General features: G+C 67.5%; 25 protein-coding genes. 15 read left to right on the top strand and 10 right to left on the bottom strand.

The genetic code is table 11. The features are described from left to right. Positions 1-62 precede the first annotated feature (62 nt). From ABFS34_04830 to ABFS34_04820, 3 genes are all read left to right on the top strand, one after another. Complete coding sequence (locus ABFS34_04830) at positions 63-2,030, top strand: TonB-dependent receptor (protein ID MEN8374752.1); 1,968 nt, start codon at positions 63-65, stop codon at positions 2,028-2,030. A gap of 481 nt (positions 2,031-2,511) precedes the next feature. Then, complete coding sequence (locus tag ABFS34_04825; GenBank protein MEN8374751.1) at positions 2,512-2,742, top strand: Arc family DNA-binding protein; 231 nt, start codon at positions 2,512-2,514, stop codon at positions 2,740-2,742. After that, positions 2,733-3,170 (top strand): PIN domain-containing protein, encoded by a 438-nt coding sequence (locus ABFS34_04820; protein ID MEN8374750.1) that lies wholly within the window; start codon positions 2,733-2,735, stop codon positions 3,168-3,170. Before ABFS34_04825 ends, ABFS34_04820 begins: the two co-directional genes overlap by 10 nt. Positions 3,171-3,229: 59 nt before the next feature. Here the strand turns inward: ABFS34_04820 and ABFS34_04815 are convergent, their stop codons facing one another. Beyond that, on the bottom strand, positions 3,230-3,760 hold the full coding sequence (locus ABFS34_04815) for a hypothetical protein (GenBank protein ID MEN8374749.1): 531 nt from the start codon (positions 3,758-3,760) through the stop codon (positions 3,230-3,232). A gap of 88 nt (positions 3,761-3,848) precedes the next feature. Further along, positions 3,849-4,229, bottom strand: a complete 381-nt coding sequence (locus ABFS34_04810) for a hypothetical protein (protein ID MEN8374748.1) — start codon at positions 4,227-4,229, stop codon at positions 3,849-3,851. A gap of 209 nt (positions 4,230-4,438) precedes the next feature. Between ABFS34_04810 and ABFS34_04805 the strand changes: the two genes are divergently transcribed. After that, entirely contained in the window at positions 4,439-5,680 is a 1,242-nt protein-coding gene (locus tag ABFS34_04805) for an ATP-binding protein (GenBank protein ID MEN8374747.1), read from the top strand. 145 nt (positions 5,681-5,825) lie between these two features. Next, positions 5,826-7,400: a tetratricopeptide repeat protein gene (locus tag ABFS34_04800; protein ID MEN8374746.1), complete on the top strand. Its 1,575-nt coding sequence runs from the start codon at positions 5,826-5,828 to the stop codon at positions 7,398-7,400. 88 nt (positions 7,401-7,488) lie between these two features. Here the strand turns inward: ABFS34_04800 and ABFS34_04795 are convergent, their stop codons facing one another. Together ABFS34_04795 and ABFS34_04790 are read right to left on the bottom strand one after the other, a co-directional pair. Further along, positions 7,489-7,863 (bottom strand): type II toxin-antitoxin system death-on-curing family toxin, encoded by a 375-nt coding sequence (locus ABFS34_04795; GenBank protein MEN8374745.1) that lies wholly within the window; start codon positions 7,861-7,863, stop codon positions 7,489-7,491. A gap of 32 nt (positions 7,864-7,895) precedes the next feature. Next, the gene (locus ABFS34_04790; protein ID MEN8374744.1) at positions 7,896-8,129 is read right to left on the bottom strand and encodes a hypothetical protein; all 234 of its coding nucleotides are present in this window, start codon (positions 8,127-8,129) and stop codon (positions 7,896-7,898) included. Positions 8,130-8,509: 380 nt separating this feature from the next. Between ABFS34_04790 and ABFS34_04785 the strand changes: the two genes are divergently transcribed. The 3 genes from ABFS34_04785 (at position 8,510) to ABFS34_04775 (ending at position 12,681) form a co-directional block, all read left to right on the top strand. Then, positions 8,510-8,983 (top strand): hypothetical protein, encoded by a 474-nt coding sequence (locus ABFS34_04785; GenBank protein ID MEN8374743.1) that lies wholly within the window; start codon positions 8,510-8,512, stop codon positions 8,981-8,983. A gap of 235 nt (positions 8,984-9,218) precedes the next feature. Beyond that, positions 9,219-10,739, top strand: coding sequence for a hypothetical protein (locus ABFS34_04780; protein MEN8374742.1), 1,521 nt, complete (start codon positions 9,219-9,221; stop codon positions 10,737-10,739). Positions 10,740-10,767: 28 nt separating this feature from the next. Beyond that, positions 10,768-12,681, top strand: coding sequence for a SuhR protein (locus ABFS34_04775; GenBank protein MEN8374741.1), 1,914 nt, complete (start codon positions 10,768-10,770; stop codon positions 12,679-12,681). 28 nt (positions 12,682-12,709) lie between these two features. Here the strand turns inward: ABFS34_04775 and ABFS34_04770 are convergent, their stop codons facing one another. Genes ABFS34_04770 through ABFS34_04755 form a run of 4 tightly spaced genes read right to left on the bottom strand, consistent with a single transcriptional unit; the run spans position 12,710 to position 15,449 of the window. Continuing rightward, positions 12,710-13,624 (bottom strand): hypothetical protein, encoded by a 915-nt coding sequence (locus ABFS34_04770; protein MEN8374740.1) that lies wholly within the window; start codon positions 13,622-13,624, stop codon positions 12,710-12,712. Beyond that, positions 13,621-14,007 carry a hypothetical protein gene (locus ABFS34_04765; GenBank protein MEN8374739.1) on the bottom strand — a complete coding sequence of 129 codons (387 nt, stop codon included), beginning with the start codon at positions 14,005-14,007 and terminating at the stop codon, positions 13,621-13,623. The genes ABFS34_04770 and ABFS34_04765 overlap by 4 nt, the downstream gene beginning before the upstream one ends. A 24-nt stretch (positions 14,008-14,031) precedes the next feature. Further along, positions 14,032-15,087 (bottom strand): hypothetical protein, encoded by a 1,056-nt coding sequence (locus ABFS34_04760; protein ID MEN8374738.1) that lies wholly within the window; start codon positions 15,085-15,087, stop codon positions 14,032-14,034. After that, the gene (locus tag ABFS34_04755; GenBank protein ID MEN8374737.1) at positions 15,084-15,449 is read right to left on the bottom strand and encodes a hypothetical protein; all 366 of its coding nucleotides are present in this window, start codon (positions 15,447-15,449) and stop codon (positions 15,084-15,086) included. Before ABFS34_04755 ends, ABFS34_04760 begins: the two co-directional genes overlap by 4 nt. A gap of 456 nt (positions 15,450-15,905) precedes the next feature. On the opposite strand from ABFS34_04755, the gene ABFS34_04750 reads away from it, so the two are divergent. Then, positions 15,906-17,084 carry a c-type cytochrome gene (locus ABFS34_04750; GenBank protein MEN8374736.1) on the top strand — a complete coding sequence of 393 codons (1,179 nt, stop codon included), beginning with the start codon at positions 15,906-15,908 and terminating at the stop codon, positions 17,082-17,084. Then, a complete protein-coding gene (locus ABFS34_04745) occupies positions 17,074-18,729 on the top strand; it encodes a hypothetical protein (GenBank protein MEN8374735.1) in 1,656 nt (551 codons plus the stop codon). Before ABFS34_04750 ends, ABFS34_04745 begins: the two co-directional genes overlap by 11 nt. Positions 18,730-18,799: 70 nt before the next feature. On the opposite strand, the gene ABFS34_04740 is transcribed toward ABFS34_04745, so the two are convergent. Continuing rightward, positions 18,800-19,117 (bottom strand): hypothetical protein, encoded by a 318-nt coding sequence (locus ABFS34_04740; protein MEN8374734.1) that lies wholly within the window; start codon positions 19,115-19,117, stop codon positions 18,800-18,802. Positions 19,118-19,368: 251 nt separating this feature from the next. Here ABFS34_04740 and ABFS34_04735 point away from each other — a divergent pair, with 251 nt between their 5' ends. The 4 genes from ABFS34_04735 to ABFS34_04720 all read left to right on the top strand — a co-directional run bounded on the left by ABFS34_04735 (position 19,369) and on the right by ABFS34_04720 (position 21,829). After that, positions 19,369-19,575: a hypothetical protein gene (locus ABFS34_04735; protein MEN8374733.1), complete on the top strand. Its 207-nt coding sequence runs from the start codon at positions 19,369-19,371 to the stop codon at positions 19,573-19,575. Between the two features lie 120 nt (positions 19,576-19,695). After that, a complete protein-coding gene (locus ABFS34_04730) occupies positions 19,696-20,283 on the top strand; it encodes a TetR family transcriptional regulator C-terminal domain-containing protein (GenBank protein ID MEN8374732.1) in 588 nt (195 codons plus the stop codon). An 81-nt stretch (positions 20,284-20,364) separates the two neighbouring features. Continuing rightward, positions 20,365-21,396, top strand: coding sequence for a zinc-binding dehydrogenase (locus ABFS34_04725; protein MEN8374731.1), 1,032 nt, complete (start codon positions 20,365-20,367; stop codon positions 21,394-21,396). Positions 21,397-21,508: 112 nt separating this feature from the next. Further along, a complete protein-coding gene (locus ABFS34_04720; protein ID MEN8374730.1) occupies positions 21,509-21,829 on the top strand; it encodes a DUF1330 domain-containing protein in 321 nt (106 codons plus the stop codon). Positions 21,830-21,832: 3 nt separating this feature from the next. Here ABFS34_04720 and ABFS34_04715 read toward each other — a convergent pair whose 3' ends face one another. Next, positions 21,833-23,362: a serine hydrolase gene (locus ABFS34_04715; GenBank protein ID MEN8374729.1), complete on the bottom strand. Its 1,530-nt coding sequence runs from the start codon at positions 23,360-23,362 to the stop codon at positions 21,833-21,835. Between the two features lie 269 nt (positions 23,363-23,631). On the opposite strand from ABFS34_04715, the gene ABFS34_04710 reads away from it, so the two are divergent. Further along, on the top strand, positions 23,632-23,905 hold a 274-nt coding region (locus ABFS34_04710), incomplete at its 3' end, for an SDR family NAD(P)-dependent oxidoreductase (protein ID MEN8374728.1).

Genomic DNA, 23,905 nt, shown 5'->3' with positions numbered 1-23,905 from the left:
CACTTCTCCTGGCCGTCGCCGCGCTCGCAGCGGCCCACGCCTCGGCCCAAGCGCCCGATAGCGTGCGCCCGATCTACGAGCTGGATGAAGTAGCCGTCGTCGCGCACAGGACGGCGACGGCGAGGCGGGAATCGGTCGCGGCGACCACGATCCTGACGCGATCGGTCATCGAGGGGCTACCCGCGCGCAAACTGCCCGACGTGCTCCGTTACGTGCCGGGACTGGTGTTCGTCGATCGTGACGGCGCCGGCGAGCTGTCGATGGCGATCGCTCGCGGGTTCTTCGGCGGTGGCGAGACCGAATATGTCATCGTGACCGTCGACGACGTGCCGATCAACGATTTGCGCACCGGCGCCGTGGAGTGGACGCAGATCCCGGTCGCCGCGATCGAGCGAATCGAGGTGCTTCGCGGAGCCGGCTCGACGGTCTACGGCGACGCCGCCATGGGAGCCGTCGTCAACATCGTAACGGAGAGCCCTGCGACTTCGGCCGCCCTGGCCGGGCGAGTGAGGGGCGGAGCCTGGGAGGACGTAGCGCTCGCCGCCAGGACCCGGCAGCGTATCGGCGACGCTTCCCTGGCGTTGGGAGCGGCGGTGGACCGCGGCTCCGGCTATCGGTCTCATTCGGAGTCCAATCACGTCTCCTCCTCCGCGCGCTATACCCGCAACTGGAATCGCACCGTAGCGTACGTTACCGGCTACTTTCAGCGAATCCAAAAGGAGGACCCCGGCCCGCTCCCTTCCGAGCTGGCGAAACGGGATCCGTTGCTAAGCAATCCGCTCTACGACTCGGATCGGCGTCGCACCAACGACGCGCGCCTGGGCTTGGGTCTTCGGCGAGAATTGAAGCCCGGCCACCAACTCAGCGGAGACCTGCGTCTGCAAGCCGTCCGCATAGACGAGACGAGCACGCTGCTGCTCGCGCCCTCCTTCGGCGACACTCAGCTCAACGAAGAGGATGATCTCGCCCTCTGGACCCGCCTCCAGTACAACGGGCGCATGGGATCGTCGGCCATCGTGGCCGGTACGGAGCTCGAGCGCGCGGGCTACGACAGCCGGTACTCCGATCCGGCCGACCAGACCAGCCCCCTGACCGCCGACTCGGGCGACCGCACCAAGATCGGCCTGTACTCCGAGGCTCAACGGCTCGTCGCCGGCCGCTGGCGCCTCTACGCAGGACTGCGCTTCGACGCCATCGCCGCGAGACACGACGCGCTCGGGGCGAGCACATGGTTCGATCAGTGGTCTCCGCGCGTCGGACTCAACCTCTCCTATCTGGCGGAAGAGCGGCGCGCGGGGAACTTCTATGCCGCGTGGACCCGCGCTTTCAAGGCGCCGACGCTGAGCCAGCTCTACGACGAACGCCAGATCCCGACCGGGCAGCCGGACGTGACCATCAATATCTCCAACTCGGACCTGCTACCCCAGCGATCGACCGGATTGGAGGTCGGCGTCCTCCAGAGGCTACCGATCGGGAGCGACCTGTTCCAAGTGGAACTTGCCCTTACGGCCTACCGGCTCGACCTCGAGGATGAGATAGACTTCGACCTGAGCACGTTCCGGTTCGGGAATATCCTGGAGAGTCGGCACGACGGCATCGAGCTGTCGCTCACCGCGTACCTGCTGCCGAGACTCGCCCTGACTCACTCGTCGACCTTCATGGACGTCACGTTTCGAGGCGCTGAGTATGAAGGGAACCGACTGAAGAACATCCCGAGTACGGCCATGTCGAACAGCGCCCGGCTTCTCGTCGGCGAAAGCGGGTGGGTGACGCTCGCGCATTACTTCGCGGGGCGTGTGTATCTCGACGACGCCAATACTCGGTCGCTGCCGGGGGGAAGCACGTTCGACGCTTCGCTACGCTGGAGCTTGGGCCGGGCTCAGGTCGACCTCACCGCCAGAAATCTCGCCGACGCCGGCATCGATCGTGTCGGCTTTCTGCTGTTCGATCCCGTAACGTCCGATGACGTCGAGTTCGTCTATCCGGCGGGCGGCAGATACCTGCAGGCAGCTATTTCGTTTGGTTACTGAGGTCGGGAAGGGCACCTTGATGACTGGCCGACACCTCGTCGTTCACGCTGCCCGCGAGGGGCTCAGGCGGGATTTGCCGGACTGAAGAGGCGGATTCGTAGCTAGCCGCCGCCTTCACCGCATGGCCCTGGAAAAGCCAAAGCAAGAAGGTCGCTTCCTTCGTCGCCCTCCGTTGGCGCCTCATCGTGGTTCTCCCAGCTCACGGGGCCGTGCGCTTCCTCACCCGCAAGGTGGCCGAACCAGGGACCGAGGTCGGGCGGCCGAAGTACGTAGGGGCGTGCGCTGGACTACGTAGGCGAGGCGCTCATCAGCACCGTTGAGTCTCCGGCCCGCGTCTCCGCGGAAACGCGTGGCGACGTGCGGGCGTCCCGATCGGCTATTCCTGAGCGCGTTCCAGTCCGTACCATACGGGGTAACCGGGCGATGAGAGTCTTGCCTGCTACAACAGTGTCCTCCAATATTCCTCCATATAGGAGGATACATGGCGACGCTGAACATCAAGAACTTCCCGGCGGCTCTGTACCGGAAGCTCAAGGCACGTGCCAGGGGTCAGCATCGCTCCATGGCTCAGGAGGTCACTCACATCCTCGAAAGGGCGTTGAAGGACGAGGAGCACCTGTCGATTCTAGACCTCGAGGGGCTCGGACGAGAGGTGTGGGAAGACACCGACGCGGCGGAGCACGTGGAGCGCGAGCGGCGGGCGTGGGACTAGTCGACGACCTGGCGGCGCCGATAGCGATCGACACCGCGATCATCATCTACCTGATCGAGCAGAACGAGGGATTCCTCCCCGCGATCCGTCCCCTGTTCAAGGCCGCGGACCGCGGAGACATCGAGCTCGTCACCTCCGAGGTCACCCTCCTGGAAGTCTTGGTCGGGCCGTACCGGGCCGGGGACGCGGACCTGGCGGCACGCTACGAGGCATTGCTGACGCGGAGCCGCGGCCTCACCCTCGTCGCGCTGAGTCGTCCGGTGATCCGAGCCGCCGCACAACTGCGCGCGACCCGGGCGATTCGGACCCCTGACGCCCTGCAGCTCGCGGCCGCGCTGAGCCGCCGGTGCGGATCGTTCCTGACCAACGATCGCAGGATCCCGTCGCTGCCGGGGCTGCCGGTGGTGCAGGTGAGCGACCGGGTCTGAGGGTCGTGCTCCGCGTTTCCGCGGAAACGCCCTACCTGTGGCCGGTCCCTTGGCGAGAATCAGATCACGATGTCCATGCACCGACAGGAGATCACGCCGCCCCAGCGAGGCCCCACGATCAACGGCATGCACGTGCCGCAGTCGGGGCTCCGGCAGACAAAGCGGATGCCACCTTCGCCAAGTGCGATGCCCACCCGGCACGGAGCCGGTGGCTCCGGGATGAGCTTGAAGTCTTCGTTTTCCGGCGTGTCGAGCGGCGGCCGCGGAATCTCCTCCTTGGGAGGCATGTAGAAGAGGTGGCCGTCCTCCAGTCTGGGCTCCTGCAACGCGAACACCGCATCGTCGCCGAACGGCCCCGCCCCCGCCGCCCAGAGCAGGACGTCGCCGTACGTGCCGCGCAGGCGCCGGAACTCGATCGCCCCTCCGAGCTGGGCGGGGTCGAACTCGACGCTCTTCACTCGTAGAGCCGGCACGTCGGCGATGACACCGCGCCACTGCTCGGCGGTGAGGTGGACGAAGGTCGCGCGGGTGTCCGCGTCGAAGTCTGCGATGTTGACGATCCTGGGGGTGTTGTAGCCGGGGTCGGTCATGGGGCTCTCCTCCTGTGGGTCGCTCTCAACGGGTGCGCGACGTTTCCGCGGAAACGTGCCACTTCGCCCCCGATGCCGCATCAGCCGCCTACTGCACGAGCCACTTCCCGAGGTTGAAGTGGAAGGTGTAGTGCCCTCCGTCCCACTTGTAATCGAGGACATGTCGGCTCGGAGTCGTGGCGACGTTGGTCGCCGCGGGCCATGCGTCCGGCGTGAAGGCCGGTCCGATGTCGTCGGCGCTGACGTCGTCGCCCTCGACGGGGCGGATCTGCGCGCTCTCCAGATAGCGAATGACTCCGATCTCGCTGTTCCAGTTTCGGAAGTGCTCCTTGTCGTTGCAGTCGAACTCCGCGTGCCCCCGCGTGTGCCAGCCCATGCCGTCGACGTTGACGTCCAGGTCGATGTCGTCCGAGCCCGACTCCGGGTTGGTTTCGTCTTCGCAGACGAGCTTGGCGGGCAGCGGACCCACGGTCGATCCACCCAGCAGCGTGAGGTTCGTGCGCCACCCTGCGAACAGTGTGTGGCGTCACACCCCACAGCACGTTTCCGCCGAAACGCGGGTCGTATCGGTGCTGGTGCGTGAAGAAGAAGTCGTAGGGGGATTCCCTTGACCTCCCGATCGACTTGATGTAAAATCCACCACGACATGAACGATATTCCGCCACGCCATGGTGATTTATGCACAAGCCGGTTCAGCCAGTACTGCCCCGGCTCGCTACGTTCGCCCTGGAAGCCACACTGCGGGCGATGCCCGTCGCGGTCCTCATGGGGGCGCGGCAGACGGGCAAGAGCACGCTCGTGCGAGCGGACCCGGTGGCCGGAGACCGTCCGTACCTGACGCTGGACGACTTCGACATCCTCGCGCAGGCCCGCACATCTCCGGACGACCTCGTGCGTCGTGCCCCGGTCATCACGCTCGATGAGGTGCAGCGGGCCCCCGAGATCTTGACCGCGGTGAAGCGCGCGGTGGACGAATCGCGGCCGCGAGGGCAGGGTCGCTTCCTTCTGACCGGCTCCGCCAACCTCCTTCTCATGAGGGGCGTCTCGGAAACGCTGGCCGGCCGGGCCGGGTACGTGCGTCTTTGGCCACTCTCCAGGCGCGAGCGCCTCGGGCTGGGAGAGGCGGGCATCTGGAGCGGGCTGCTCGACACGCCGGTCCGCGACTGGTACGACCTCGTCCAGGCGCAGACCGCACCCCGCGCAGACTGGGCCGACCTCGCGCGCGCCGGCGGCTATCCGACTCCGTCCCTGGAGCTCGGCACCTCCGAGGACAGGGGCACCTGGTTCCGCGGTTACACGCAGACCTACCTGGAGCGCGACCTGCAGGATCTGTCGGCGATCGACAATCTCGTCGACTTCCGCCGCCTGATGAGGATCGCCGCCCTGCGCGTCGGCGGGCTGGTCAATCGCGCCGACATGGCGCGCGACGCGGGCATCCCACAGTCGACGATCCGGCGCTACCTGAACCTGCTCGAGGCGTCGTTCCAGGTCGTGCACATCGAACCCTACTCGGTCAACCGCACGAAGCGCCTGGTCAAGTCGCCCAAGCTGTACTGGAGCGACACCGGACTCGCCATGCACCTGGCGGGCGAGGACGAGCCACGAGGGGAGCATCTCGAGAACCTGGTTCTCTCAGATCTTCTGGCCTGGCGGGATGCCCGGGTGCCGGACGCCCAGATCCTGTTCTGGCGGACACACACGGGCGAGGAGGTCGACCTGGTGGTCGAGTCCTCGGGCCGGCTCCTGCCCGTCGAAGTAAAAGCCTCGCCCAGGGTGCGGGCCGGGGACGACCGGCACCTGCAGACATTCCGGGCGCAGTACGGCGACGCCGCCCCGGGCGGGCTTCTACTGCACTCGGGTGAGGAGGTCTTCTGGGCCGCCGATGGGATCCTGGCGGCCCCGTGGTGGCGCGTGGTGTGAAGAGTCTCCCTACATCATTGAGGGAATACCCCCTGGCACATTGTGGGTCGATCGACTGACTTTCGGGAGCCAATCGGCCAAGGCGCCGGATCGCGGAATTTCATTCCCGCGCTTTCGCCTTTGATACGTCCTCCTCGGAGGGCTCTTGAAGAAATCGCCGCGCTCGTCCCTGTCGAATCTTTCCGGCGAACTCAAGCGCCGCGGGGTCTACCCGGTCATCGCCGCCTACGCAGTGGCAGCGTGGGTCCTGCTCCAGATCGGCGAAGTGACGCTCGCTCCCCTCGGCTTCCCCGACTGGGCGATGACCGCGCTGATCGTGGCCACCATCGTCGGTTTCCCGGTAGCGGTTGTATTGGCCTGGGTATTCGACCTGAAGCCTCCGCGCCGGAGCAGGGTCGCCCACCAAGGGAACGGCGCGGGCGCGGGCAGACCTTCGGTCGCCGTGCTGCCGTTCGCCGACATGAGCCCCGACCACGATCAGGCTTTCTTCTGCGACGGCATCGCCGAGGAGATCCTCAATGCGCTGACCACGATCCCGCAACTGCACGTGGCCGCGCGCATGTCTTCCTTCCAGTTCAGGGGCGGGGCCGGCGACATCCGCGCGATCGGCCGGGAGCTTGGGGTCGGGGCCGTGCTCGAGGGAAGCGTGCGCAAGGCCGGAGATCAACTGAGGGTGACGGTCCAGTTGGTCAAGGCGTCCGACGGCTACCAACTGTGGTCGAGAAGCTTCGATGAGGAGCTCGAGGACGTCTTCGCCATCCAGAACGAGATCGCGACCGGTGTCGCGCGGGCCATGCTCGAAACCCTGGCACCGGTGAGGCCGACCGCGAACCGGGATGTGTCAGCTTACGAATATTATCTGCGAGGTCGGTACTTCTTTCATCGCTTCAATAAGCTGGATATTCAAAACGCCCGGCGGATGTTCCACCACGCCATCGACCTCGATCCCGACTTCGCCCAGGCCTGGGCCGGCTACGCGGACTGCCACTCCTTCATGGTGATGTACGTCGACCCCCAGGACAGTTATCGCGAAGAGGCAACCCAGGCGAGCGTCAAGGCGGTCGAGCTGGATCCCTCTCTCGCCGAAGCACATGCGTCCAGGGGGCTCGCCCATCTCGTCAGGGAGGAGTTCGAGGACGCGGAGGCGGAGTTCGAGGCGGCGTTGGATCTGAACCCGACGCTGTTCGAGGCCTACTACTACTTCGGTCGCACCCGTTTTCACCAGGGGGACATGCGGGCGGCGGCCGACCTGTTCAAGAAGGCGGCGGAGGTCAATCCCGCGGACTACCAGTCGAGGCTGCTGCGGGTTCAGATACTACGAGGCATGGGGCATTACGAGGAGGCGCTCGCCGAAGCCAGGCGCGGCGTTGCGGTCGTCGAAAAACACCTGGAGTGGAATCCCGACGATGCCCGTGCACTGCACCTGGGCGCCGCGTCGCTGATACTGACCGGGGAAATAGAGCGTGCCGACCGTTGGCTGCAGCGTGCCATCGAGATCGATCCGAACGACTCCGTGGTGCTCTACAACGTGGCTTGCAACTATGCGACTCTGGGGCGAACTCAAGCTGCGCTGGACTACCTCGAGCAGGCCATCGAGCATGGCACGGTCAGCGCGAGCTGGATGAGAAACGACGAGGACCTGGCCAGCCTGCACGGGCACCCGAGATACGCGCAGATGCTGTCGAGCCTGGAGAAGAAGGACGCATCCGGCGGCGGGTGATCGCGGGGGGCCCAACCCCGTCTTCCATCCGGGTCGACCAGCGCGAGACAAGGATACTCTACCCCGCTTACCTGCCTCCACCGAACCGCTACCGACGCGGCGTCATTCGCTCGCGAAGATAGGCCGCGACGACCTGGTCCTCGACCTGACGCGTCGCCGCTTGAATCGTCAGTGCGTAGAGCTCCTTCGCGGGAACATGGATGTCCTGGCCGTTCAACTTCAGGAATACCAGGGCGCAAGCAAGGCCGGATCGTTTGTTACCGTCCTTGAACCCCTGCGATCGAGCGAAGCCAACCAGGTAGGCGCCCGCGAGGTCGGCGAGATCGGAGTCGGCGTCGTACGCCCAGCGCTGCTTCGGTCTTGCGAGCGCGGAGAGTACGACCTTCTCGTCGAGAATCCCGTGAGCGCCGCCGTACCGCTCGATCTGTTGAGCGTGGATGGCCAGCACCATCGTCTCGGTCAACCACCGTGGTTCGTCCGTGGTTTCGGACCCGCTCACTTGGCCAGTTCGCGAAATACGCCGTCATACTCTGCCATGATCGCCTCATGCGCCTCGAGGGCTTCGGTCAGCTCCGGCGTGTGAGGAACGACCCGGAACCCGCCCAGTCCATCCTCGATCCAGTCCAACTCCTGGCCAGCCGGGATGCCGAGGCGACGCACGACCTCTGCCGGCAGGGTGGTCACCACGGAAGCACCCTGCGCTCGCGTCCTGCTCCTCAACGTGTCCATGGGCTCGGCCTCCTCCACGTAGGTTCCACTAAAGTTACACATCACAAGATAGCGGGGTTCCCTCGTTTTCGTCAACGGCGCCGTGCTCGCTGAGGTGGACGCTTGGGTCGGGATTACGCACGATAAGGCGCCATCGCGGGTCGCCCGGAAACTCGCGCGTTTCCGCGGAAACGTCTCCGCGAGTGGCAGGAAGTCACGCTATCGCGAGTGAGACACACACGTCTCACTACGTATGACATTTCTGTCTCGGTTCGGGATCCCTGAGACAATCCTCCGCATGATTCCGCGACATTGAAGCTGGTGTGCTATTTGCCAACGGTATCAGCGCTGGGGCGCGGCGACGAATCTGCGCCGGACATCAATGTACCGAGGAGGAACCCATGGGGATGCTCGACGATCTGCTGGCAGCGATCAACACCTACCCAAGCGACTCCGTAACGGTCGATGTCGTCGACTTCGAGGAACCAGGAGCGCACATCAACGTTAAAGAGATCTGCAGGTTCCGCGTCCGCGTCCGCAACAACGGGCAACTCGACATGAGGAACGTACGACTTCACGTCGAGGGATCTCGCTTCGCTTCCGTGTCAGTCACTGATTTCTTGGGCATTCCTACGAATTTTGGCTCGTCCGTCATCTCGGGCGGACGAAACATCGACGCCCACGCGAGCGCTACGTTTGGCGACTTCCATATGCGGGCTGACGCTGCGACCGGAGATGGGGGGACGGAAGATGAAGACCTCTTCACGATCCATGTCTCGAGTTACGATGCCAACTTGGAGCACATCCTAAGGGACCATTCGCACCATGCGGGCAACCCGGAAGAGGCCTATCATCGGCATATCCACCCTGAGTAGGCGATTGACCTGCCTGGGAACGAGTCGCCCATCTTGACGCCCCGCCGGAGGCGGTGAACAACTGATTCAATAGCTTGCTCGCAGGCTTGCCCAGGACGCCGCGGAGTCTAACGGCGCCAACCCCGGGTCGCGCGACCTCGGAGCTTCCCGTGGACACCCCCTCGCGTACTCCTTCGCGACCGCATCGGGTTGTTCTCGCACCCCGCCGGAGCTCCTCATTCAGGAGGGCTTCCCCATGTACGGATCATTGCAACGGCTGCTCGCCCAACAAACGACCCCCCTGGAGCTGATCTACTTCATCATCACGGTGTGCGCCCTCGCGATCGTGGGCGCCGCGCTCATCTACGCCCTCGTGATGTCGGTCTTGTGGGTCGTCCGCTTGCGTGCGACCGTCCGCTACCACCGTGTCTTCCTGCCCACGCGGGCTCACCTCATGGCGTTTCTGCCCGAGTACCTGCTCGCGTTCGTGACCACCGCGGTGCTCACCCTCACCATCGCCGTCAAGGGCGACATCGTCGACCAGGTGCTCGCCTACGATGTCAGCGACATTCCGGAGGGAGAAGTCGGGCGCATGTTGCCGCTCGGGGCGGCGCCGGTGGCGGGGGAGTTGGGGGGATTCGCGGACAGGGCCGCGCGGATCAACGGCCTGCTCCGCGGGGAAGCCCAGACATCGACGCGGGTGAGCGCCGCGGCGGTCCTGAAGCCGTTCCTCGAAGCGGGGCGCGCGGGCGAGGTGCGTCGCGTGTTGGGCGTGATCGTCGATGACGTAACAAGGTCCACGCGCGTTGAACGGGCCCTCCTGCGCGGACTCCTCATCGCGTCGCTGGTCATGATTCTGGCGTATCTGGGTTGGCTCGCCCGGGGCCGCTTCAAGAGCCTGCGTGCTTCTCCGGACGCGCCTGTCATCTACGAGGAGACGCTCCGCCGTGTCGCCATGATGGGCATCGCGTTGGCGCTCATCCTGGCGTCGAGTGGCATGGTGGACGAGGAGCTCGTCGCCGACAGCGCGCTGGGCGCACTTCGCCACGAGGCGCCCGCGGAGCCGGATACGGTCCTGGCGGAGGCGATCCGCGTCGCCGTCGACTACCAACACGCGCTGCATCGGCCGCTGCGAGCCTTCGACGGAATCGGGGACGTCGATTCCGTCGGGGTGCTGCTGGCGGGGCTCGGGACGCGGCTGCGGACGACGGAAAGTGGGCTTTCAGCGGCGCAGTCTCGCCTCGTGATTACGGCGGATTCGCTGGGGTTTGTGGGCACGAAGTTGAGCGCGCACGAAGACCTGGTCGCAGATCACCTCAACGAATTCGAAGGGTTGCTCAACGAGCTCGCGAGCCAGAGCGAGCGGGTAGCCGGTCTCGAGCGGGAGGTCGAGGCGCTGAGGCGAGAGTCCGCGCGCCAGGCACAACTGGTCGAGGACCGGTTCGGTCCAGTGCTCGAGGAGCTGCGGAGCTCGGTGGCGGTCAACGAGCGTGGTATCGCCCGCCTCAACGACCTCAACGAGCGGCTGAACGGCGCGCTCCGCGAGGTGCTCGCGAGGCAGGACGGTCGGGAGCTCCTGCTGGTCTCCACCAACGGCGATTACACCATCTCCGGTGGGGGCGCTCAACCGGCTGCCGGGGCAAGGATGGGCCTGCACTGGCTCCCGACGGGGGTCCGGCACGTCGTCAGGGCCTCCGCCGGCAGTCGCCCGGTGACGCTCCGTCCGGGCGAGCCGCAGGCGGTGATGATCTTCCGGGCGGATGTCGTGCAGCCCTGACGCCAACCTCTCGAGAGAAAGGGCCATCATGGTCACCGTTCAGGCACAGCATCGACGGCAACAGGGACGGACGCGGAGCGCCGGCGCACAGGAGTCCGCCGACCCCCTGCGGGATTCCGCCACCTATGACGATCCGAAGCTCCAGTGTGACATCGTCATGAAGGGCGGCATCACCAGCGGAGTGGTCTATCCGCGTGGCGTGTGCGAGGTCGCGCGGGACTACCGGTTCCGGAGCATCGGCGGTACGTCGGCGGGCGCGGTCGCCGCGGCGGCCGCCGCCGCGGCGGAATTGGGACGCAGCCGCGGGACGCCTGGGTTTCCCGAACTCGCCGCGTTGCCCGAGTGGTGCGGGGCGGCGTCCCCCACCCGGGGCCGCTCCAACCTGTTCGCGCTGTTCCAGCCGCAGAGGTCCACGGAGCCGCTGTTCCGCGCGCTGGTCGCGGCCGCCGGCCGCGGCAGTTGGTATGGGCGGGCGCTGCGGTTCCTGCTCGCGGCAGGGAGGAGCTTCCCGGTGTCCGCTCTGGTCGGTGCGCTACCGGGGGCCGGTCTGGTGGCGCTGGCGCTGTGGGCGGCGGACGGCTGGGTGGCGGCAGCGTTCACGGTGGTGGGCCTGGTCGTCGCGTGTGCCGGAGCGGGGCTCTGCGTCGCGGTCGCGCTTGCGAGCCGGATGGGGCGGACGCTGCCCGCCAACTACTACGGCATGTGCCTCGGGCTGGCCAACGGGCGGACCGACGCCGCGGCGCTGACGCCCTGGCTGTCGTCCTTGCTGGACCGGCTCGCCGGGCAGCAGCCCGGGCAGCCGCTCACCTTCGGCGACCTCTGGCGCGGCCCAGAGCCGGACCCCGACCACGGCATCGACCTGCGCTTGATGACCACGAGCCTGACCCATGGGCGCCCCTACCGTGTCCCCTTCGACGGCGAGGAGCTGTTCTTCGATCCCGACGAGTTCCGCAGGCTCTTTCCGGAGTACGTGGTACGGTGGATGGTCGACCACTCGAAGCCGCGGGTCGGGCCCACCGGACCAGGCGGCGTGCCGGCCGACCTGCGCACCGTGCCGCAGGCCGCGGACCTTCCGGTCGTGGTCGGCGCGCGCCTGTCGCTCAGCTTCCCGCTGCTCGTCAGCGCGGTGCCGCTGTGGGCGGTCGACAAGATGCGCGATGGTGAGAACGCCGGGGTGCCGGAGCGCGCGTGGTTCTCCGACGGCGGTATCAGCTCGAACTTCCCGGTGCACTTCTTCGACTCCCCGCTCCCCGGACGGCCCACCTTCGCGATCAACCTGCGGCCCTTTCACGTGGACCGGCCGCGCTCGGAGGAGGAGGAAGAGAACAGCTGGGTGATCCCCGACATCCACGGCGGCGCTGACGACTGGTGGTACCGCTTCGATGCGAAAGGGGGGCTGCGCTCGTTCCTCGGCTTCGTGGGGGCGATCGGCGGCGCGATGCAGAACTGGGTGGACAACGGCCAGCTCAAAGTCCCGGGCTACCGCGACCGCGTCGTGCACGTGTTCCTCGAGACCGACGAAGGCGGGCTGAACCTGGACATGCCCGTCGACTTGATCAAAAAGCTCGCGGAGCGCGGGCGGCACGCCGCCGGGAAGCTGGCGCGGCGCTACGGGCCCGATGGCGACGGTAGCAACCTCACCTGGGACAACCACCGCTGGGTCCGTTACCGATCCACGATGGCTGTGCTCGAAGACATCCTGCGCCGCATGCGGAGCCGCTACACCGGCGGTTCCGCCGGCCGCCTGTCGTATCCCGACATGATCCGCCGCGGCGACGCCGACCCACCGGACAGCTACCGGTGGGAGAGCGCCATGCGCGAACGCGCGGAGCGTCTCACCGAGGAGCTCATGAGACTCGAGTTGCTCGCCGACGGCGATCCCGTCTTCCACAGCGGGGCCCCCGAACCCGTTCCGGAGCTGCGCATCGTGCCGAAGATCTGAGGTCCGGTTTGGACAGGGTCGTCCCCGTTCAAGGCCCTACTTGGGCAGGTGTGGCAGGCGGTTGCGGAGGCGGCGTGGCCCGGCCGCTCGGCCGCGAGGGCCGGCTCGGCACCCTCGCTGCCGCGACCTTTCTAGTCGGTGCGACTTCCTCCGTCGCCTCGCCGGCCTGGGCGGCGCCGCCTGCCGTATCGGGTTTGGTCGCTGGCTGTCGAGCAAGCGCGGATCCCCGGTGGGAGGTCGCAGTGAACACAGGCTCCAACCGCTGCAAGGCCCACTCCCAACTGAAGCCAGCGACGAACGCCAGAGCCTTGAGGGCCCATTCTCCCGATTGGGGGTTGCCCCCCTCGGCGAGTGCAACGAGTCCCCCTCGGAAGACCAGATAGACCAGCAGCGCGAAGAGCGCGCCGATCACCGGCGCGGCAAGGTGCCCGACGGTAAACTGGGCCCGGAACGTCTCCGTCTGGACCTTCCTGTATAGCCAGAACGACCCCCGCAGCGTGGCACCCAAAGCACCCAGGAGCAGGATATCTACCGGGACGCCGAACAAGACCGTGCTGAGGTTGCCGAAAATCCACCACCGCGTCGAGATGTTCAGGAGGATCACGGCGACCGCGACGTGAAAGATGAGCAGGTGCACTTGGTGCACGTGCACCGCACGCCAGCCCCAAGACTGCTCGTCGCTGGCCTGGCTCAGCACGGCCTCCGCCAAGCCGATTTGTTCACGGGCCAACGGGATCTGGCCTTCCTGAAGGTACTCCCGAGCCTCGCGGAGTCGCGCCAGAATCGTCTCAAGGTACCCCGACAAGTCCTTGAAGAGGCCCATTTCCATCATTACGCGGGTGTTGTCCTCGACCTCGGTCGCCCAGCGGCGGATAATGGCGACCTCCTTTGGCAGGACCTCCGGCGCCGAGCCGACCGCACTCGCCTCGACCGCGACGTTCACCGTTCCATCCCTCCCAAGTCCCCCGACCCGAGCCCCACGATGTGGTCAATTTGGTCACCGGTCAGCGCGATGCTCTCCGCGAGGATGCGTCGCGCCACTTCGGAGCAATCGCCATAGGTCTGGGAGCAGAGATAGAGCACTACCGCGCGAATGTCGGCGCCGCCAAGTCGCTCGCGACCGCCTCTGCGCGCGACTTGCTCGGCGATCTGTCCGATTCCCGTGACGACTCGCTCGAGCGAGTCGTCGTCCAGATCCTGCACGCCTCTGTGGCGCGCGTAATTCGCCAGCTCGACCATCGCCGAGTCATCCACCTGACAGACCGTACTTTCGACGACGCCTTCTACTGCTATGCGAACAGCGTCGCGCTCATCGGAAAGGTCCATGTCCGCTCCCTCGTTCGATGAAGATCAATTCCCGAGCCTGCTGATCCGGGCGCTACTGGTCACGGCCCACCGAATGTCCGCGAAAACGACGGCCGTGTTGTCGTCGGACAGAGCGTCGAACCGCGTACCGAAGCCAGTGGTGATCCAGGTGTTGTCGATAATCCGGAACTCCAGCCCCGCCGACCACGCGCTGGACGACTCGTCGAGCGCGACGGTGGCATCTACCGCGGCCCCACCCGAGCGGCTGGCGCCGATCACTTCGGCGAAGGCATTGAACGTGCCGGAGCCGAAGAAGACGCGGGCTCCGTAGTTCCACTCCGTGTGCTCGGGCACGGTGTCCTGGGCGGGGCGGTCGCGGAAACGGAATTGGCCCGCGAGCTGCCCTCGAGAAGTCAGGGGCAGTCCCCCCACCACCCACGCGTCGACGCCGGCGTACTCGGAGTCGTCGAAACGCGAATGCACGAGGCGCCGCCCGGTGGCGAACGCCAGCGACAGGCGGGCGTCGTTCCAGTGGTCCTTCGTGTAGCTCGAGAACGCGGCGGCTGTGACCGAATCCACGCACGCCGCGCTCTGGCCGGCTCCGGGAGCGGCAGGCGTGCAGTCGGCAAAAATGGATGCCCCCAGACCCCGGGTGAAGTCCTGGTCGCGCATGGGGTCGCCGCGGTCGATCAGCGTGGTTCGGAGCCCGAGCGCCACGGAAGTGTCGGTCGAGTCGCCCGAGGTGCGCGCGGATCCGAGGGACAACTGCGTGTTGGCCAGCGCGTAGAGAAAGGGGTTGTCGCGGTATCGCTCCAGGGAGATGGAAAGCCCCGGAATGAGGGTCCAAAGCGAGGCGTCTATCGCAAAGCCCTGCTGGAGACCCCCATCGGCGCCCACGCCGGAGAGGATTGCGACGCCCAGGTCGCGAATGCTGCTCGGCCGTTCCACCTGGGCGGGCGATCCAGACAGAAACGTGGAAACGGGGGTCTCGGGTATGGCGGTCAGGAACTCGACCGGCTGCTGGCCTTGCGCAACCACCGGATCGAGCAGCAGAGCCGTCGCGGCGACGATCGTCAGGACGGGGCGACCGTGATTCCTCATATCAGAATCGCCTCCTTCTCGGCCACTCCGCCGCCCAGATCCGACGTGCGCCCCAGGACGACGTCCAGGCCCCCGACGATGATCCTGTCCTGTTGGGAGAACGTGACGGCAAGCCTGAAGTCCGAGTTTCTTTTTCCTCCTACGCCGGTCCAGTAGGCGATGCGAGTACCGTCCGGGTGGGGCCCCGTTAGGAAGGAGTCGGGCACTTCGTCTTCCGTCTGGCCGTCGCCGATTACGGTCCAGTCGGCCGCCCCGGGTTCCTTCGCCCAGAATCTGTAGGCGAAGACGTGCGGCGATTGGCCTACGACGTTGACGGCTAGCGGCAGGGACGTGTCGTTCTGCATGGATCGGACGTTTGGCATTCTGGTCTCGCGATCGTGTCCGACATAGGCGGGCCTCGTTCACTCCTAGTCAAAGCAATGCGCGAGCCATGACGCCGCTCGGAGGAGTCAGCCGCCTAATCGCAACGGCTTGAACGATTTACAGACGAAGCTGCAGGAGAATCCGGTGGGCCGGCTGGGACAGGGATGTCACATTGGGTGCGACATACCCGTCCCGCATCGAGTTGAGGTGGAGGCGTGGCTACGCCGCATCGATGCCCATGGAGGGCAGGGCTTCCTGTGAACTCCGCGGCGGGGAGGCGGAGGTCTTCTGGGCATCGGAGGGCGTTCTCGCGGCGCCGTGGTGGCGGGTCAAGTAGGTTCGAGACGATCGCTTGCTGCACCGCGGGCTACCCGACCACATTGCGACCCATGTCCCGTCCCCTCCCCCTTCCGACGCCGGCGCCCGCTCTTCTCGCCGCGCCTCCCACGGCCACCGTGCCCGCCACCGTCCGAGCGCTCGCGCTCGCGGCTGTCACCACGCTCTCCGGTCTCGCCCTCGCGATCGCGCTACCCGCCCCGGCCGCCGCCCAGGAGAACCCCGCAGCCGCCCAGGCCGCCTACGCCGACATGTCGGGCGAAGCCCTCTACCGCGCCGCGTGCGCCGCCTGCCACGGCGCGGACGGCACGGGCGCCTCGGCCGCGGACGTTGGCTTCGACATCGCGCTGCCCGACTTCAGCGAGTGCGCCTTCGCCTCGCGGGAGCCCGACGCCGACTGGGTCGCGGTCGGCCACGAGGGCGGCCCGACGCGCGGCTTCGACCCCATGATGCCGGCCTTCGGCGACGCCCTGACGGAGGCCGAGATCAGGCGCATCGTCCAATACATCCGGGGCTTTTGCGGGGACGCCGACTGGCCGCGCGGCGAGCTGAACCTGCCGCGCGCGCTCGTGACCGAGAAAGCGTATCCGGAAGACGAGGCGGTCTACACCGTCGGCGTTTCGGTCGATGACCCGCAGGCTGTCAGCCACGAGTTCGTCTACGAGCGACGCTTCGGCTCCCGCAACCAGGTCGAGGTGGTGGTCCCGTTCGGCTTCCAGGAGCGGGCGGTGCTGGCCGGCGACGGCACCGAGATCTCGCGCGACTGGGTGGGCGGCATCGAGGACATCGTGATCGGCCTCAAGCGCGACGTCTTCCACTCCTTCGAGCGCCGGTCGATCGTGAGCGTCGCCGGCGAGATCAAGCTGCCCACGGGCGATGAGGACGACGGCTTCGGCACCGGCACCACGGTCTTCGAGTCGTTCCTGGCCTACGGGCAGATCTTCAGGAACGACGTCTTCCTGCAGGCGCAGGGTCTCGTCGAGCTGCCCTTCGACCAGGACGCAGCCGACAACGAGGGCGCTTTGCGGCTGGTGCTCGGTCGCACCTTCCGGGAGGGGCGCTGGGGCCGCGCCTGGTCGCCCATGCTCGAGGTGCTCGCGGGCCGCGAGCTGGAAGGCGGCGGCTCGACCGACTGGGACCTGGTGCCGCAAGTGCAGGTCACGCTGAACACGCGCCAGCACGTTATGGCGAACGCCGGCGTCCGCATCCCGCTGACCGACTCGGACACCAGGAGCACGCAGCTCCTGGTATACGTGCTCTGGGACTGGTTCGACGGAGGGTTCTTCGATGGGTGGTAGGACGGCCGTTGCCTTACTCGCCGCGTGGCTCGCCGCGTCGTGCGCCCCCGCGGGCGTGGCCAGGGCCCCGGGGGACGCCGCGCCCGCCGACCCCGCGGCGACCCAAGCCGCCGCGCACGCCAACGGCCCGCTGTTCCGCACCTCCGACGCCTGTATCGCCTGCCACAACCGCGTGGTTGGCCCGGCCGGCGAGGACGTGTCGATCGGCTCGGACTGGCGCGCGTCGATGATGGCCAACTCGGCGCGCGACCCGTACTGGCACGCGGCGGTGCGCCGCGAGATCATGGAGCACCCCGACGCGCGCGCCGCGATCGAGGACAAGTGCGCCACTTGCCACATGCCCATGGCGCGCTACAGCGCGCATACGGAGGGCGGCTCCGGTTCGGTATTCGAGAACCTGCCGGTGGGTGCGGCCCCGGGCGCGCGGGCGATCCTCGCGGCCGATGGGGTGTCCTGCTCGGTGTGCCACCAGATCAGCCCCGAGGGCCTGGGCGACCCGTCGAGCTTCTCGGGCGGCTTCACGATCGGCGCGGCGCCGGGCGGCGCGGTCTTCGGGCCGTTCGGGGTCGATGCCGGCCGCCGGCGAATCATGGCGTCGGCCACCGGCCTCCAGCCCGACAGCTCGGCGCACATCCAGAGCTCGGAGCTGTGCGGCTCCTGCCACACCCTGCACACGCACCCGCTCGCGGGCGACGAGGCGGGCGAGTTCCCCGAGCAGATGCCCTACCAGGAGTGGCTGCACAGCGATTACGCCGGCGAGCGGAGCTGCCAGTCTTGCCACATGCCAGAGGTCGAGGGCGAGGTTGCGGTGACCGGCGTGCTCGGCAGGCCGCGCGCCGGGGTGAACCGCCACGCCTTCCGCGGCGGCAACTTCTTCATGCTGCGCATGCTCAACCGCTACCGCGACGAGCTCGGCGTCCAGGCCCCCTCGCCCGAGCTCGAGGCCGCGGCGCGGCGCACCGTCGAGCACCTGCAGACCCGCACCGCGAGGCTCGAGATCCGCGCGCTGGAGCGATCCGGCGGCCGGCTGCGTTTCGACGTAGCGGTGGAGAACCTGGCCGGCCACAAGCTGCCCTCGGCCTACCCGTCGCGCAGGGCGTGGCTGCACGTGACGGTGACCGATGAAGCCGGCGCCGTCCTCTTCGAGTCCGGCCGCTTCCGCCCCGACGGCTCGATCGAGGGCAACGACAGTGACGAAGACGCGACCCGGTACGAGCGGCACCACCGCACCATCGAGCGCGCCGACCAAGTCCAGATCTACGAAGCCATCATGGAGCACGGCGACGGCGGCGGTCCCACGACCGGGCTCCTCAACGCCGTCGCCTACCTGAAGGACAACCGCCTGCTGCCGCGCGGCTTCGAGCCGGTGACCGCCCACCCCGACGTGGCCGTGCTGGGCGCCGCCGCGGCCGATCAGGATTTCCACGGCGGCTCCGACGTCGTCAGCTTCGACCTGGCGATCGACGGCGCCGCAGGTCCGATGGACGTGGCCGTCGCGCTACGCTACCAGCCGATCGCGTATCGCTGGGCGCTGAACCTGGCCGACTTCCCGGCGTTCGAGACCGACAGGTTCGTACGGTATTACCAGTCGATGGCGTCGGGGTCGAGTCTGGTGGTGGCGGAGGTGGAGGGGCGGGTGGAGTAGGGGGGCGCCCAGCCTGGCGGGTGAGGTCGCCGGTCCATCGCCATGGGCTACGCGTGGACAGTATCCAGGCCTACAGATCGAACTCCACGTCGCCGAAATCGGCTGAGTCGCGAAGCCGCTTCACCCGGTGGCCCCACCGCTTCCCGTCCGATGCGATGACCATCATGTCGAGCATCACGTCGCGGTCGGGCACCATGATCACGAATGGGTCATCGTCCGATCGCTGACGCTCGATCCAACAAAGCCCAGCGTGCGTGTTCGGACCCCATGATCCGTCCACCTCCATGCCGGGAACGGCTGCCTGGAGCTGCCGAAGGTCGGTGAACCCGTATGAGTCGAGCGCGAACTGAAGGGTCTCTTCATCCCCGTCCTCGATCGGCCCGACCACATCCATAATCCACCGTCTGGCTCCGCCGCGGCCCAGTTGGATGGCCCGGTCGAACACGATTGCGAGCGCCCGATCTGTCGAAAGACCAAGCCAGTTGCAGAAGGGCAACATCGGATCAAGATATAGCTCCGCCGCCACGTCCAGTTGCTCCTCCTGAAACGGCCGGTGCTCTCCGGCTGCTCGGAATCTCTCGACCCGAGATTCAGGCCTGCGTTCGGCTGAACGGCGGGCACCATCTCCTTCTTCCCGGCGTGCCGTTCAAGCCCGACCCGGACGCCCCCTTCGCGGACGAGGTGGAGCTGTTCGTCCGCAAGCTGGAGGCTGGGGACTGCCGGCCGAAGGGCGACGAGGACCTCAGCGAGGGTCCGGCTGGCGGGGGCAACAAGCCACCGGCGGAGTGGAAGAAGAAGGACGATCCACCGGCCGAGCGGAAGCCGGGCGACGCGGACTTGACCTAGAGCTTCACCGGTCTACCGTCGCTACGAGTGGTGCTCGGGCACGGTTCGCGATCTGGCACCAGCAAACGGAGAATAGAACGACTCTTGACACAAGACGACCGGTCGTATTAAAGTCGAAGCATGCCGAAGCAAGAGCGCAGCATCCGGACACGCGATCTCCTCTTGGAGGAGGGGCTCAGCGCCCTGATTCGCCGTGGTTACAACGGCACGGGCATCAAGGAGGTGCTCGAGGAGGCGGGCGTGCCCAAGGGGTCGTTCTACAACTACTTCGAGTCGAAGGAGGATTTCGCGTCGCAGGTGATCGACCTCTACGCCGATCGGTTCCACGCGGAGCTCGGCGAGGCTTTCGCTGATGGGCCGGGCGCGCTGGACCGCGTGCGTGACTACTTCGACGAGGAGATCCCGCGCCAGCTCGAGGCAGGGGCGGGGTGCCTGCTGGGCAACCTGGGCGCCGAGGTCGGCGCGACCAATCCCGGGCTGCGGCAGGCAATGGCGCGGGGCATGGGCGGTACCCGCGAACGGTTCGCCGGCGCGATCGAGCAGGGGCAAGCGGACGGCACGGTACGCACCGACCGCACGGCCGAGGAGCTCGCCGGCGTCCTGTTCGCCGCGTGGGAGGGGGCGCTGCTGCGCATGCAGGTGGAGGCGAGTCGCGAGCCGCTGGACGAGTTCAGCCGGCTAATGATCGACGACTTCCTGAGGCCATGAGAAGGCGTCCCCTTTTTTTTTGACCGGAACTCAAGACGACCGGTCGTATTCTAAGCGAAGTGCGTAGACAAGGAGAACATCATGAAGGCAGCGACGATTCACGCATTCGGAGACTTCGACGTGCTCACCTACGAAGATGTCGAGACGCCTCGACCCGGACCGGGGGAGGTTCTGATCAAGGTCCTGGCCAGCGGGGTCAACAGGTTCGACCACTACATCCGCGCGGGCGAGGTCGCGCCCGAGTTGCCGTTCCCGCACATACTCGGCGCGGACGCGGCGGGGGAGGTGGCGGCGCTCGGCGACGGTGTCGAAGGGTTCAGGATCGGCGAGCGGGTGATCCCGCTGTCGGGCTTCCCGACGGACGCCGACGAGCAGGACGTCGTCCCGGCGACGTCGGCCCCGAGCTTCACGGTGCAAGGGCTTGGCGTCCCGGGCACCTACGCCCAGTACATCACGGTGCCCGTGCGGTTCGTGCTCAGGGACGAGACGGGGCTTTCGCCGGAGGAGGCCGCCGCGCTGCCGATGGGGCTCGCGACAGGCGTGCGCGCGGTGAAGGTCGTGGGCGGAGTGAAGGCTGGTGATCGCGTGCTGGTCCAGGCGGGCGCTGGGTCGGCCGGGAGCATGATGATCCAGGTCGCGAAGGCACTGGGCGCGCGGGTTGCTACGACCGTCCGCAAGGAGGCGAAGCGGGCCCAGCTCGAGGAGCTGGGAGCCGACCTGGTCATCAACTCCGGCACCCAGGACGTGGTCGCCGAGGTCAAGGAGTGGACCGGCGGCGCGGGCGCCGACGTCGTGATCGACACGCTCGGCGGCGACGTGCTGCAGCACAGCATCGACGCAGCGCGGCCGTTCGGCGTTATCGTCGCGTACGGCTTCGTCGCCGGCGTGGAAAGCACCATCAACGTGCAGAGCTTTTTCTTCACCCAGAAGCAGCTGCGCGGCTCTATGTCGGCCGACCTGAGCGACCTGGAGTGGGGGCTCGAGCAGGTGCGCGCCGGCCGCATCAGACCGGTGCTAGACTCGGCCTACCCGCTCAGCGAAGCGGCGGAGGCGCAGCGCAAGGTCGCCGAGAACCGCGTGACCGGGAGCGTAGTCCTGCGGCCGTGGGCGTGAGGCAGGCTAGGTTCTTTTCGACGGGGCGTCCGCGCAGGAGCCCGCCGCTCGATGCGCGGGCGCCCACCGGCTACCGACGCGCTACGGCGAGCGCGAGAATGAAAGATGAGCTATGAGTGAGAACGCAGGCCGCCACGACACGCTCGTGGCCCTCAACGTGGTGGACGACGACCTGTACGACCGATACCGCGCCGGGATGACGCCGCTGTTGGAGGCCCGCGGCGGCTTTTTCGGCCACGACTTCCGGGTGGGTGAAGTGCTGCGGTCAGCAGTGGATCATCCGGTCAACCGCGTTTTCGTCATCTCCTTTCCCGACGAAGCCACGCGCGAGTCGTACTTCGCCTCCGAGGACTATCTGGCGGTGCGCCGCGAGTTCTTCGACCCCGCGGTCGAGGGGGCGACGGTGTTGGCTCAGTGGGTGGTGGGGGAGTAGCCCCTACCGCACAGCCTCCAGCACCGCCTCGAAGATCTCGAACCCGCGCGTGGTGCCGTCGGGGTTCCAGGAGTTGGTCGACACGACGAGGTCGAGCGCGGGCACGATGAACACGTGCTGGCCGCCGTAGCCCCAGCCGAAGATGACCTCGCCCGAGGCCACGCCGGCGGTGGGGCTGGGCAGGGACATGCGCCACCACTGCCAGCCGTAGCCGTGGCCGGTGGGCACGCTGGTGCGGAAGCGGGTGCTCTGGGCGATCCACTCCTCGGAGACGACGCGGCGCCCGTTCCATTCGCCGCGATCGAGCACGAGCTGGCCCATCTTGGCGAGGTCGCGCGAGCGCAGGCGCAGGCCGCCGCCCACGTGGGGCAGCGAGTCCGGGTGCTCGGTGTTGCGGAACCAGGTCACGTCCTCGGGCGCGATGTCGAGCGGGCCGAACAGGTGCTCGTGCGCGAACTCGACGGGATCGCGGCCCGTGCGGCTCTTCACGATCGCCCCCAGCAGGTTGCTGCCGCCCGAGTTGTAGACGAAGCGGGTGCCGGGCGTCTCCACGACGGGCTGGTCCAGCACGTAGCCGATCCAGTCGGCCGAGTTGTTCATCTGCCGGTTGCTGTTGCAGGTCTCGTTCTGGTAGGAGCAGGTCCACTCGTCCCAGCGCAGACCCACGCGCATGCTGAGCACGTCGCTCAGCCGGATGCCGTTCTTGGCGGGGTCGGCGGCGTAGGCGGCGGCGCGCTCGGGCAGGAGGACGGGCAGCGCGTCGTCGGGCGATAGAGCCCCCTGGTCCGCGGCGATCCCCACCAGCAGCGAGCCGACGCTCTTGGTGACCGACTGGAGGCTGTGCGTCCGCGCGGGCGTGTGCTCGTGGAAGTACGCGTCGTAGGCCAGTCGCCCGGCGCGCGCGATCTGGAGCGCGTGGACGTGCAGGAACTCGCCCGCCTCGATGCGCCGGGCCAGCGTGGCGAGGGTGGCGGCGTCCAGTTCCGCGTCCGCGGGGGCGGCCAGCGGCCAGGCGTCGCCCAGGTCGACGGGCGCGGGCGCTGGCAGGGCGCGCAGCGATGCCGAATGCCCCGGAGCGGTGCCGTCGTTGTCGGCGGGGTTCGGATCGGGCGAGGAGGACGATGCGGCGGCCGTCAGGACCGACTCGCCCGACCCGGTCGCGATGAGAGTAGCCTCGACGGTCCGTGTGACGCCCGAAGCTATGCTCGTGATCGACCAGCCGACCGACTCCGTCCAGATGCGCGCCGCGTTCGAGCCGCTTAGCGCCGTGGCCGTCGCGGGGACCGTTGCCGAGATGCGCACACGCTCGGCGGCCGCTGGACCGGAATTCTGGACCTGTACGGTGACGGTGACCAGATCGCCCACCGTGACCTCGGTGGCGTCGATCTCGACCGCGACCGACAGGTCGGCGGCGGCCGACGGGTCGGGCGGGCTCGAGGCGGGCGGCGCGACCGGGCCCTCGCCGCATGCGGTGAGGAGGGCAAGGATGCTCGCGGCGCGGAGGCCTGCGGGCAGAGCTGTGCGAAGGCGCATACGGGGGCTCGCGGTGTCATGCGGGTCGCTCCGCGAAGGGAACGTGGGTGAGGGTGGGAAGGTGACGGGGGTTGGGCTAGAGGTGGCCCAACTCCGAATCACCGTGCGCGTTTCCGCGGAAACGCGGCCGGCGCCTGAGTCGGACCGGTTCGTGCGGTGCTACCGGGCGTTGGCGTCGGCCTCGAGCCTGGTGGTGGCGGAGGTGGAGAGGAGGACTTCGGTGGCCGCGTAGGAGTTCACGATCCACAGGAAGCACGAGGAGGCGATCGATGGATCTCGGACTGGACGGGAAGCGCGCGATCATCACCGGGGGCAGCAGGGGCATCGGCCGAGCCACGGCCGAGGTCCTCGCCGCTGAGGGCTGCGCGGTGGCGATCTGTGCACGTACTGAAGGAGGCGTCGACGAGGCGCTCGAGAGCCTCCGGGCGCGCGCAGCGACCGCGGTCGGGAGCGCGGTCGACGTCGCCGACGGGCCGAGCCTCGAGCGGTGGGTGGCCGACTCGGCCGAGGCGCTCGGCGGGGTCGACATCGTCGTGGCCAACG

This window comes from Gemmatimonadota bacterium, from assembly GCA_039715185.1.
Taxonomy (GTDB): Bacteria; Gemmatimonadota; Gemmatimonadetes; order Longimicrobiales; family RSA9; genus DATHRK01.
Note: the sequence above shows the minus strand (reverse complement) of the source record. Positions and strands in the feature narration are given on the sequence as shown.